This window comes from Micromonospora sp. LOL_015 (assembly GCF_048060275.1).
Classification (GTDB): domain Bacteria; phylum Actinomycetota; class Actinomycetes; order Mycobacteriales; family Micromonosporaceae; genus Micromonospora_E.
In genome coordinates, this window is sequence record NZ_JBHMIO010000081.1 from 1 (window position 1) to 11,331 (window position 11,331).

General features: G+C 67.3%; 9 protein-coding genes. 6 read left to right on the forward strand and 3 right to left on the reverse strand.

Going from position 1 to position 11,331, the window contains the following annotated elements:
* Window positions 1–56 precede the first annotated feature (56 nt).
* Together ACFHWU_RS27960 and ACFHWU_RS27965 are read left to right on the forward strand one after the other, a co-directional pair.
* On the forward strand, window positions 57–1,283 hold the full coding sequence (locus ACFHWU_RS27960) for a CobW family GTP-binding protein (RefSeq protein WP_416592139.1): 1,227 nt from the start codon (window positions 57–59) through the stop codon (window positions 1,281–1,283).
* A gap of 190 nt (window positions 1,284–1,473) precedes the next feature.
* Window positions 1,474–2,394 (forward strand): class I SAM-dependent methyltransferase, encoded by a 921-nt coding sequence (locus tag ACFHWU_RS27965; protein WP_416592146.1) that lies wholly within the window; start codon window positions 1,474–1,476, stop codon window positions 2,392–2,394.
* Here the strand turns inward: ACFHWU_RS27965 and ACFHWU_RS27970 are convergent.
* Both ACFHWU_RS27970 and ACFHWU_RS27975 read right to left on the reverse strand, forming a co-directional pair.
* Complete coding sequence (locus ACFHWU_RS27970; protein WP_416592147.1) at window positions 2,285–2,614, reverse strand: hypothetical protein; 330 nt, start codon at window positions 2,612–2,614, stop codon at window positions 2,285–2,287. The two genes, ACFHWU_RS27965 and ACFHWU_RS27970, sit on opposite strands and share 110 nt — an antisense overlap.
* Window positions 2,615–2,661: 47 nt before the next feature.
* The gene (locus ACFHWU_RS27975) at window positions 2,662–3,372 is read right to left on the reverse strand and encodes a class I SAM-dependent methyltransferase (RefSeq protein WP_416592140.1); all 711 of its coding nucleotides are present in this window, start codon (window positions 3,370–3,372) and stop codon (window positions 2,662–2,664) included.
* Window positions 3,373–3,710: 338 nt separating this feature from the next.
* Between ACFHWU_RS27975 and ACFHWU_RS27980 the strand changes: the two genes are divergently transcribed.
* From ACFHWU_RS27980 to ACFHWU_RS27995, 4 genes are all read left to right on the forward strand, one after another.
* A complete protein-coding gene (locus ACFHWU_RS27980) occupies window positions 3,711–5,447 on the forward strand; it encodes an ABC transporter ATP-binding protein (protein WP_416592141.1) in 1,737 nt (578 codons plus the stop codon).
* Complete coding sequence (locus ACFHWU_RS27985) at window positions 5,444–7,294, forward strand: ABC transporter ATP-binding protein (RefSeq protein ID WP_416592142.1); 1,851 nt, start codon at window positions 5,444–5,446, stop codon at window positions 7,292–7,294. Before ACFHWU_RS27980 ends, ACFHWU_RS27985 begins: the two co-directional genes overlap by 4 nt.
* Window positions 7,295–7,957: 663 nt before the next feature.
* Window positions 7,958–8,995 carry an ABC transporter substrate-binding protein gene (locus tag ACFHWU_RS27990; protein WP_416592143.1) on the forward strand — a complete coding sequence of 346 codons (1,038 nt, stop codon included), beginning with the start codon at window positions 7,958–7,960 and terminating at the stop codon, window positions 8,993–8,995.
* A 23-nt stretch (window positions 8,996–9,018) separates the two neighbouring features.
* Window positions 9,019–9,714 (forward strand): class I SAM-dependent methyltransferase, encoded by a 696-nt coding sequence (locus ACFHWU_RS27995; RefSeq protein WP_416592144.1) that lies wholly within the window; start codon window positions 9,019–9,021, stop codon window positions 9,712–9,714.
* Between the two features lie 144 nt (window positions 9,715–9,858).
* On the opposite strand, the gene ACFHWU_RS28000 is transcribed toward ACFHWU_RS27995, so the two are convergent.
* Window positions 9,859–10,998 (reverse strand): MFS transporter, encoded by a 1,140-nt coding sequence (locus ACFHWU_RS28000; RefSeq protein WP_416592145.1) that lies wholly within the window; start codon window positions 10,996–10,998, stop codon window positions 9,859–9,861.
* Window positions 10,999–11,331 lie beyond the last annotated feature (333 nt).

Genomic DNA, 11,331 nt, shown 5'->3' on the forward strand with positions numbered 1-11,331 from the left:
GCGACCGCCTCGGCGGCATCCTCCACGAGTACGAACATGCCGCCTGACCTGCCCGGATGACATTCTCGGCAGGTACAACGCTGCTCGGCGCCGATCCCTCGCTGCTGGTGGTGCGGCATGACCTCAGCGGCGTTCGAGACGGCGTGGTCCGTCGGACGGTCCGTACCGGGGTCGGCACCGTGGAGGACCAGCAGGTCGACCTGGCACACGGCTGCGTGTCCTGCACCCTGCGGGAGGATGTGTTGCCAACCCTCGCTCGGCTCGCCCGCAGTAAACCCGGTCACGACCTGGTGCTGGTGCTGCCAGAAGTAGTGGAGCCCGAAGCGGTCGCCGCTGCTTGCGACCACTGCCTGGTCAACGGCGTACCGATCACCGAACTGGTTCATATCGACTCATATATCACCGTCGTCGACGCCGAGTATCTGCTCGACGCCCTCGCTGGCACCGACGACCTCACCTCGCTCGGCATCCAGGCTGCCGAGGACGACCAGCGTTCGCTCGCCGACGTCGTGGTCCGGCAGATTGAGTACGCCGACACCCTGGTGCTGTGGGGACAGTCCCGGGACGGTGCCTTCGACACCAGTCGGTTGTCGGTCCTGCTGCAGCGAATGGCGCCGTGGGCGGTGCATCTGCGAGCAGACAACGACGTCGTCGACGCGGGCACCCTGAACCGTCAGCTGCGGCACACCCACCGGCACCGACCGGAGACTCCCGGGGTGATCGCCCGTGGCCTGCAGGGCTACCCGCTGGGCGTACACGAGCCGGAGTCCGACTGCGGCGTGGCCTCTGTCGTGTTCCGTGCCCGCCGACCGTTTCACCCGCAGCGCCTGTACGACGTACTCGAAGACGTCAGCGCCGAGATGATCCGCTCCCGAGGCCACCTCTGGCTGGCCAGCCAGCCCGACACGGTGGTGGCCTGGGAGTTCGCTGGCGGTGGCCTGTCGATGGGATCGCTCGGGTATTGGCTGGCCAGCCTGCCCGACGAGCACTGGGAACATGTCAGCGACCAGCGCCGGCTCGCCGCCGCCCTCGAATGGGATCCCTACTACGGCGACCGACATCAGTATCTGGTCTTCATCGGTCTCGACCTCGATACCGTCGAGCTGGGTCACACCCTCACCAGCTGCCTGCTCACTGATGCCGAACTCGCCGACGGCGAGGAGATCTGGCGGACCTACAGTGACCCGTTCGCTGGCTGCTTCCCGCTCAACGTGCAGGAGTTGACCGACAGCGACGACCCAGGCAAACCCGCCACCTCGGACGCCGAAGGAGCTCAGCCCTGATGAAGGCCGGCAGGTGAACTCGGGGGCACCCGTCGACTGGTCCAGCCTGGCGTCGCAACTGGTCGGTGCGGCCCGGCAGGATCGGCCCTGGTATCTGGCGATTGCCCGCGAGCTGGTCGATTCCGCCGACCGGCTCGCCGTCGACATCGGCTGTGGTGCCGGTGGAATGACCCTGGCCATCGCCCGGATGATGACCTATGGCCGGGTCGTCGCGGTGGAGGCGAGTCCGGAGGTACTCGACGCTGCCCGCGACCACATCGACGACGAATGGTCCGACCCTCGGGTACGCGTGGAGCTGTCGCGGGTCGACATTCCCGCTGACACGGCATCCTTGCGGGACACGCTTGGCAGACCGGCCGACCTGGTCTGGGCGTCAGCTGCGGTGCACCACGTCGGTGACCAGCAGGCGGCGGTCACCGCTCTGGCCGGACTGCTCGGACCCGGCGGACGACTCGCTCTTGCCGAGGGTGGTCTGCCCGAGCAGCACCTTCCCTGGGACGTTGGTCTGGGCGAGCCCGGCCTGGAAGGCAGGCTGCACGCCGCCCAGGACCGCTGGTTCGCCCAGATGCGGGCCGCGCTTCCTGGCAGCCGGCGGATGCCGTACGGGTGGACCGAGGCTCTTCGGCGCGCTGGTCTGTCGCCGGTGACGACCTGCAGCACCTTGCGCGAGCGGCCACCCCCGCTGAACGACGTCGACCGGGGGATGGTACTTGTCAACCTTGCCCACCGGGTCGGCTGGTTGCGGCCTACCGGCCTTGTCGCAACCGCTGACCTCGAGGCCTGGGACCGCCTGCTCGACCCTGCGGACGAGCACTGGTTGGGTCGCCGTGCCGACCTGTTCCGGCTCTCCGTCCGCAGCGTGCACTTCGGAGTGCTCAGTGCGGTTCCGCCCGATCCAACTCGAACTTCTGATGTGGAGCCGGCCTGCGGATGGACAGCCGTCTCATCGGACCAGGCCGGCTCCTCTCCGCCTGCCGGATCAGCCCTTTCCTTCTGCTGCATCAGCTCCCGTCTGCCTGCTGGATCAGTTCGACGATCGTCTCAAGGTGCTGAGTCTTCTCGACCGGGCCGATCAGCATCCCCTGCCGCCCCGCCGATTCCGTCTTGCTGATCAGGAGTAGGGCAGGCGCTCGGTGGCAGAACCCGATGCATTCGGCGCGGATGAGCACAGCCCGCTGACTACAGCGGACGGCCTCCCGCAGGACGTCCATGAGGTCCGGCGACTCGCCGTCGGACGTGGGGGAGCGGCTGTGGCGGCGCAGAGCGCGGCAGCGGTGACCGTCGCAGCAGACGACCGTGAGCCCGCCGTCGAGCGACGCGGCGGCGCTCATCGAGGGCCGGCATTTCGTCGGAACGCCATCAGGGCGTGATCTGCCCGCTAATAGAGCACCGTCGCTTTGCAAAACCCAACTCGCCGGGCTGTCTCGCGGTGCCAGTCGATCGAAGCAGTGAACTCCGCGCAGCCGACCCCGCTCATCAACGCCGCCCGCTCGTTGAGCAGCGACGCCATCGCCGGCTCGCGCCCGAGCCTGGTCCACCAGGCGGTCCACGGGTCGTCCCCACCGTCGGGCGTCCGCGACGGGGCAGCGGCGGCGTCTGCCGTACGGTGATGACCCCAGCGTGCGTCCGGCATGACGTCGCCGACGAGAAGCAGCCCGTCGGGTCGCAGCAGTTGTCGCGCCTCGGCATACCAGGTCCGAACCCGGTCCTGGCTCAGGTAGTGCACGGTCATCAGGGCCAGCACCAGGTCGTACGGGCCGTCCGCCGACACGGCCCAGCCCGGCGAGCTGATATCGGTGCGGATCGTGTGCGCCTGCGGCAGGGCGGCACCTGCCAGGGCGAGCAGGACCGGGTCGACATCCAGCACCGTGACATGCGTGTCGGGCCACCGTCGGAGGACCGCCTCGGCGGTGGTGCCTGGACCACCGCCGATGTCGAGAACCCGATCGGGCACCCGTCTGAGGACTTGCTCTGTGGCCGAGAGACCGCAGGCGAGCAGCTCGATGCGGCCGGGCTGATAGCGGCGCATCATCGTCTCCCAGCCGCGTCGCCACCGGGCGATGTCGACCGGGTCGGGGGTGGCCTCCATCGTCAGGCAGGAACCGCATCGGCCCGTTGGCGGTTGGTCGTCCGCGGCATCGTCAGCTTCGGTAGGGCCACGGCATCTCCTTCGCACGAGGTCTTGGGTGAGCAGCCTAACAGAACTGGTTATCATTTCGCTTAAGTGCCTCGCTGTGGTTGACTGCCACCCGGGCGGGCCGCTGGCGGGTCGCTATTCACAACGAAAACCGTTTGCGGCAAGATGGGCAAGGGTGCAGACGCGTCCGTTCCGTTGCCTGATGAGAAGATCCTCCGTCTCCTGACAGGAAGATCATCCGTTGGGAACACCGGGTCGAGAGCGAGCGAAGCGTTTCTGGGGGTGCGGCCGTGTGGTCGACGATCAAGCTGTTCCTGTCGCTGCGGCCGCAGGCCCGGGTGGAGATAGCCGGTCTCGTCGGGCTGATGCTGCTCATCACAGCGACCTACGTTGGCCAGGGACTGCTGATCGCGGACCTGCTGGCCCGGGTGTTCTCGCCGGCCGAGTTCGGCGACGTGGTGTCGCCCCTGGTGGCGATCGGCGTGTTGCAGTTGGCGCGCGGTGCCCTGATCGTCGTGAAGGACTCTTGGGCGCAGCGGGTGTCCGCGAGGGTCAAGGAGGCGGTGCGCGAACGCCTCACGCTGAAGTTGATGGAGATCGGGCCCGGGCAGGCGCAGCGGATGCGCACCGGAGACCTGCAGTCGACGATCGTTGACTCGGTGGAACTGCTCGATCCGCTGATGGGGCGGTTCGTGCCGGCCGTGGTGGCTTCCGTCCTTGGAGCTTGTCTCGCAGCGGTCTATGTGATCGCGGTCGATCCGGTAGTGGGGATCGTGGTGCTCACGTGTGCGTTGCTTGCCCCGTTGTCCAAGCTCGCCGGCGAAAAGTGGATCAAGGAACGTGGCGATCGCTGGATGATCTCCTACCGCGGCCTCTACGCCGAGAGCCTGGACGCGGTCCAGGGGATGGCCACCCTGAAGGCTTTCAACGCCAGCGCCCGGCGCGGCCGGGAGTTGGCCCAGCGCGGTGAGGCGTTCTGTCGGGATTCGATCCGGCTCATGGTGGCGTGGTGCGCCTCCTCCAGCGTCGGAGAACTGATGGTGCCGATCGGTACGGCGGCCGCGGTCGGCCTTGGCGCATGGCATGCCGCCACCGGGGCCGTCAGCATCGCAGGGCTGTTCACGATTCTGATCCTGACGCGGGAGACGTTCAGGCCCATGCACGACCTGGAGGCGGCCTATCACGCGGCGTACTCGGCGATCCCTGCCAGTCGCGCGATCGCCGACGTTCTGCGACTCGAGCCGGACGTGCGAGACGACGCGACAACGGCACCGCAGCTGCGGCAGAATCCGCCGAGCCTGGAGTTCGACGATCTCCGGTTCTGCTACCCGACGCGGCGGGCCCCCGCGCTCGACGGGTTCAGCCTGGTCGTCGCGCCGGGGGAGCGGGTCGCCATCGTAGGGCGCTCCGGTGCGGGTAAGAGCACCGTGGTCGGGCTCCTGATGCGCTACTTCGACGCCGACGCCGGGTCCATCCGGGTCGGCGGTCACGACACGCGCATGTTCCCGCTGGCCGACCTGCGGTCGCTCGTCGGAGTCGTGTCGCAGGACACCTACCTGTTCCACGGGACTGTCCGCGAGAACCTGCTGCTCGCCAGACCGGACGCCACCGACGACGAGATCGCTCGCGCGGTGACCGCGGCCCAGGCCACCGAATTCATCTCCCGGCTGCCGCGAGGATTCGACACGGTGATCGGTGAACGAGGTCTGAAGCTGTCCGGCGGCGAGCGCCAACGCATCGCGATCGCGCGCGCCCTGCTCAAGGACGCCCCCGTACTCGTCCTCGACGAGCCGACATCAAGCATCGACGCCGCCAACGAAGCCGAGATCACCCGGGCGCTCGGCGAGTTGACCCGGGGCCGTACGACGATCATCATCGCCCATCGGCTGTCCACGGTTCGGGACGCAGACCGCATCGTGGTGATGGACACCGGACGGATCGTCGAGTCCGGTCGCCACGTCGAACTCGTCGCTCGCGAAGGTGTCTACGCCGAACTCGTCGCGACGCAGACTGGAGCACCGGCATGACCGCGACCACGCATGCGCACCCGCACCCGTCCGAGCACAACGCCGTTCACGGCCACGGGCATGACCATGACCGCCTAGCCGGCCCGACCCCGCGCCGGTCACTGGTAACCAGGCTGAAGAGTCTCATGCCCCTGTTGGGCGCGCACCGCAATCTCATCGCCGTCGCCTATCTGGCGGGGGTGCTGCATCAACTCCTGCTGATCGCCTCGGCCGGGGTGGGCGCCTACGTGGTGGCGCGGGCGGCCGCCGGGGCGTCGCCGGGAGAACTCACCGGCTGGCTTGTCCTCCTCGGATGCCTGATCGTGCCGTTGGTCGTCATGAACGTGGCAGACAGCAGCTTCGCTCATGTCGCCGCTTTCCGAGCGCTGGCCGACATCCGTTCGAAGGTGTTCACTGCCTTCGAACGGCTCTCTCCCGGCTACATGATCGAGCGGCGCTCCGGTGATCTTGGTGCGGCCGCTGTCTCCGACGTGGAAGAGATCGAGATCTTCTTCGCGCACACCCTCAGCCCGTTGGCCGTCGCATCGACGGTCCCGGTGGCGACCACCGTCGTCCTGGCGTCGTTCCACTGGTCGCTTGCCTGTGCGCTGCTGCCCGTACTGTTACTGCTGGCGTCGGTTCCGGCCTGGCTACGGCACCGCGCTGAACTGCACGGACGTGAGCTGCGCGATTCTCTCGGCCGGATGAGCGCCGACAGCGCCGACACCTTCCAAGGCCTGCGCGAACTGGTGAACTTCGGCGCACACGCCCAGCGGCTCGGCCTGCTGCGCCAGCAGAGTGCTCGCCTGGCCAAGGCAAAGACCGCCCACGGCCGCCGCGGAGGCATCGAGTACGCCGCCACGGACACGATCGCACTCGTAGGGATCATCGTCGTACTCGTCCTGGGTGCCCGGCTCGTCGTCGCGGGGGAACTCAATCGCTCGGTGTATCCCGTCGCCGTGGTCCTCGCCTCGATGGCGATGGTGCCGGTGCTGAAGGTGACCGAGGTCGCGCGCGAGTTGTCCGTGGTCGCGTCGGCTGCCGAACGCATCAACGTCCTGCTCGACGAGCCCGCGCCGGTGTCCGACCTCGTCACCCGGGCGCCGGCCGGACCGATCGAACCGCACGTGCGATTCGACGGTGTGACGTTCGCCTACCGCAGCGACCTGCCGCCGGCAGTCCGGGACGTGAGCTTCCAGATCCGTCCCGGAGAGACGGTCGCGCTGGTGGGGCATTCCGGTGCCGGCAAGTCGACGTGCGCGAACCTGCTGCTGCGATTCTGGGACGTCACCGCCGGCTCAGTGACCGTGGGTGGGCACGACGTCCGCGATTTCCCGCAGGAGGACCTGCGTCAGCTGATGACACTGGTGCCACAGAACACGTTCCTGTTCAACACCACCATCCGCGACAACATTCGCCTGGGCCGCGCCGATGCCTCCGACGAGGAGGTCGAGGCCGCCGCGCGGGACGCTCAGGCGCATGAGTTCATCAGCAGCCTGCCGGACGGCTACGACACCTTCGCCGGCGAACTCGGCGCGCTGATGTCCGGCGGGCAACGGCAACGGATCGCTATTGCACGGGCCCTGCTGAAGGACTCTCCGATCCTCGTCATGGACGAGGCGGTGTCTAATCTCGACGCGGCGAGCGAGCAGGCTGTCGCTCGGGCGATGGACGAAGCCCGGCATGGCCGTACCACCCTGGTGATCGCCCACCGGCTGTCCACGATCCGCACCGCCGACCGTATCGTCGTCATCTCCGGAGGGCGGGTGGCGGAGGCCGGCACGCATGAGGATCTGCTCGCGGCTAACGGCGCTTACGTCGAGCTGCTCGCGTCCCAGCTCGACGGGATCCTCGATCCGGATTCGTGAACAGCTCACTGATCGAGCCGCCGAACGTCGAGAGCGCCGACATGCCGAGCATCAGCCGACAGCCAGGTTCCGCCCCCGGTACCTGGGGACGATCTGCCTGGGGTTGTTGGTCCGCCGCGACAGAGCGTTGCTGATCGAGGCCCTCGTGCTGCCAGATTAGGTAGCGGTGCCCCGTCAGCAGGTTCGGCGCCGGTCGCGGCTGTCCTAGCCGGGCCGGGATCTCGTCGGCCCCGGCCCGCCTGCTACCGCGTCGGATGCGGGAACATCGGATCGTTACGCCGGCGACGTCGCTGGGCTGGCACCGACGGTTGGTGCGACGTCACTGGACCTACCCGAGCCGACCTGGCCGGCCACTCGTCAGCGACGAGATCCGGAACCTGATGCTGCGCCTGGCCGGGCACCCGGATCCCACAGTTGATACGCCCGCTGAGGTCGCCTCAGGGTGGGTGATCAACGAATACCACGGAGCAGCCTGAACTGACCTTGAAAACACCAGGTAGCCGCGTTGAACATGTTTTGGTACGGCACACCGGCGTTGCGGTACGCAGTGACTATCGCTTGCATGCGAACGGGCTCGCAGTCAAGCACCGCAGACCTGGCCACCGTCACTGCCCACCCTGCCCGCGGATCGAGGCTTCATGCATGGTGATAGCATCATGTCCCATGAAGATGACAATGATTGTCATTTCTGGTCTGGCCGTTGGGCTGCTCGCGCTGACCAGCTGCGCGGCGGGCACCGACGGGACCACGGGGGATGGCGTTTCCACGTCGGCGGTGGCTGGGGAGGGCGTGACCCAGTATCCGCTGGCGTTGGAGAACTGCGGGTTGGAGGTCATCTACGACCGGGTGCCGCAGCGGGCGGTCACGCTGAACCAGTCGGCAGCGCTGATCCTCATCCGCCTGGGCGTGGGCGACCGGATCGTCGGTACCGGCGACCAGAACGCCGAACCGGTGCCCGACGACATCGCGGATGAGTACGAGAACATACCGCTTCTGGCCGCGAAGGGGCAGGCGGTCCGACACGAGGCGCTGCTAGCTGCTCAACCGGACTTCGTCTACTCGCAGATGGCCAGCTTCTTTGCTGACGACCAAGTCGGTGGGCGCGAAGGGCTGCACGGGCTTGACGTGCCGACGTATCTCAGCGTCTTGGACTGCGTGTACCGGGGAAAGGTCGACAACGTCTCGTTAGACCTGCTGTTCGAGGACTACGCGAACCTGGCTGAGATATTCGACGTGCCCGCTGCGGGGGAGAGGCTTATTCAAGAGCAGCAGGCGATCATCGAGGACGGCCTTGCCGCCGCCAAGCAGATCGAGGGCACTCCGACGGTGATGTGGTTCTACTCCACCTACAACGGCACCCCCTATGTGGCAGGCCCTGGCGGTCTCCCGCAACACGTGACCGACCTGATCGGCGCGAAGAACGTCTTCGACGGTGCATCAACCAAATGGCACGAAACGAGTTGGGATGAGGTCGCCAGCCGCGATCCCTACGCGATCGTCGTCGCTGACGTCTACCGCGGACAGCCGGGCGACACCGCTGAGGAGAAAATCGCAATTCTCAAGAGTGATCCGCTGACGAGAAACCTGGACGCGGTGAAGAACGATCGGTTCATCATCATTCCCGGCCGCGACATGGATCCGTCTTTTGCCTACGCCGTTCCCCGGGTCGCCGAAGGTCTCGTCGCACTCTATAACCAATAGAAAATCGGAAGGACAAGAAAGCAATGACCTATTCGGAGAGCGCCCAGGCTGTTGTCACGGAGTACTGGAGCAAAGCGGGAGAGGCCTACGACGTACATCCGACCAGCGTGCTGCACACCGGTGAGGCGGCCGGGCTTTGGCGTGGCATCTGGGCCTCGGGGCTGCCGAATCCGCCGGCCGATGTGCTCGATGTGGGTACCGGCACCGGGCTGGTGGCGATGGAGTTGTGGCGACTCGGCTATCGCGTGACCGGTGTTGACCTGGCCGAGGGCATGCTCGAATTCGCGCGTGCCAAAGCGCGTCAAGTGCAGAACGCGCCTGTCTTCGCGGTCGGCGACGCCGTATTGCCGCCTTTTCGGGAGGGTAGCTTCGATGCGATCACGGCGCGTTACGTGCTCTGGACCTTGCGTGAGCCTGAACGAGCGCTGAGCAACTGGCGACGACTCCTGCGGCCCGGCGGTCGAATCGCCATCGTAGATGGCGCATGGGGGGATATGTACACGCGCACCTACGACCAGGACACGACGGCTGCCTTGACCTTGGCCGGCGCAACCTCCGCCGAGGCGTACACGGCCGCGATCGAAGCCGCAGGCTATCGTGATGTCGCTGTTCAAGAACTCACCGAACTCTACGAGATTGAGCTTCGGCACAGCGCGGAGACCGATGGTGTCGATTCATCCCAGGTTCGCTTGCAGTATCTGGTCACCGCAGCGAGATGAGACAGCCTATAAAGGGTGTCTCGTGACTTGGCGACGGCGTTGCCGGTCATCGGGTGGTCGTGGCGAAGTCCCGGCTGCTGGGGACGAGCGCGGCGGCGGCCGGCACGAGGAAGCACAAGGCCGCGCAGACGCCGAGCACAGGGGTCACCCCGAACGTTTCGATGGCCGGCGCGATGAGCGCGAGTCCGAGCGGCGATAGCCCGTAGGACACCAGGAAGTCCAAAGAGGATACCCGGGCCAGTTTGTCCGGCTCGACCTCGCGCTGGTGGCGGTGAGCCAGGGCACGTTGAACAACTCGACTCCCAGCCCGGCGACCACGTAGGCGGCGACGATGACGACCCAGTGCAGCGGCAAGAGCAGCGCTAGCGGCACGAATCCGTAACAGGCCAACGCCGCGAGCGCCACCCAGCCCTGGGCGCGGGGCCGCCACCTCGTGACCACGAACGCGCCCAGCAGCGCGCCGACCGTGTAGGCCGTCATGGCGGCGGCCAACACCACCTCGGTGTCGTACCGGTCGCGGCTGACCAGCGGCAGCGCTACCGCAGTCGCGGAGTAGCCTGCGGAGAGCATTGCGGCGAGGGCACCGAGCCCGGCGAGGAACCACGGATGCCGCCGCGCCTCGGCGACTCCATCGGCGAACTCCCGCAGTAACCGCATCCGGGTCGTTTTCGCAGCCGGTATGTAGGAACCCTTCGGCGGCACCAGCGCAGCGATCAGCCAGACGGCGCCGATGCCGAACAGCAAAGCCCTCGTGCCGAGCGCGGCGGCCAGCAACGCGGTGAGGCCCGGCGCGACGAGCGTCGTGGTCCGGTTGGCGAGCGCCGTGGCGGCGTTGGCCGTTTGCCGCCGGTCGGCGTCCACGACCTCGGCGACGAGCGCCTGGAAAGCAGGCCGGCAGGCGCCCTGCCCCGCGCCCATGACGGCCGCCGCGACCATCATCACGGGGACCGACCACCCGAGCCCAATGGCGATCGCTGGGGCGCTGGCGGCGGCCGCGAGCCCTGCCCACAGGACGACGCCGCGGCGGGAGTGCCGGTCCGCCAGTACCCCGCTCACCGGCACCGCGAGCAGGAACCCAACGGTGCGGGCGGCTAGCACCACACCGAGCCCGGCCGCGCTCAGTTCCCGGTCCAGCACTCCCAGTCCGAGCACGAACGGCAACGCCCAGGTGGCCAGCCCGGAGGCCGTCGTCCCCGTCCACAACCGGATGAAGCCCATCTCCCGCAGGATCGACCGGCCTGGCGGGCCGCCGATCGGAGTGGTCGACCTCGATGACGTGGTCATGTGCGTTCCCCCATCTCCGACTCTCACCGCTGATGGTGACTACAGAGAGACATGCACCAGCACAAACCGTTCCCGCTACGGAATCGTTGCCAGTAGAGATCCGCAAGGCGTCCGCAAGCTCCAGACAGCGCCGTATTACAAGGCGCAACCGCACTAGAGGAACGGCAGCGCCGGTTCCGTGGCCGGTCTGGAGAACCGCTAGTAACGGAGGCATTCACTGATGCGTTCGGAGTATCGGCAGGCAGCGCACAGGAATGCATCGCCCTTACTTCTGAGGGGCCTCGCGTTTTCCGGACAGTGGTTCGGCCGGTTCTTTCACGCCGCGATTTGAAG

Excerpts from the sequence above, each read along its gene's own strand:
- ACFHWU_RS27995 (WP_416592144.1), top strand. The coding sequence starts at position 9,019 with ATGACCTATTCGGAGAGCGCCCAGGCTGTTGTCACGGAGTACTGGAGC.
- ACFHWU_RS27990 (WP_416592143.1), top strand. The coding sequence starts at position 7,958 with ATGAAGATGACAATGATTGTCATTTCTGGTCTGGCCGTTGGGCTGCTC.
- ACFHWU_RS27965 (WP_416592146.1), top strand. The coding sequence starts at position 1,474 with ATGACCTATGGCCGGGTCGTCGCGGTGGAGGCGAGTCCGGAGGTACTC.
- ACFHWU_RS28000 (WP_416592145.1), bottom strand. The coding sequence starts at position 10,998 with ATGACCACGTCATCGAGGTCGACCACTCCGATCGGCGGCCCGCCAGGC.
- ACFHWU_RS27970 (WP_416592147.1), bottom strand. The coding sequence starts at position 2,614 with ATGAGCGCCGCCGCGTCGCTCGACGGCGGGCTCACGGTCGTCTGCTGC.
- ACFHWU_RS27975 (WP_416592140.1), bottom strand. The coding sequence starts at position 3,372 with ATGGAGGCCACCCCCGACCCGGTCGACATCGCCCGGTGGCGACGCGGC.
- ACFHWU_RS27985 (WP_416592142.1), top strand. The coding sequence starts at position 5,444 with ATGACCGCGACCACGCATGCGCACCCGCACCCGTCCGAGCACAACGCC.
- ACFHWU_RS27960 (WP_416592139.1), top strand. The coding sequence starts at position 57 with ATGACATTCTCGGCAGGTACAACGCTGCTCGGCGCCGATCCCTCGCTG.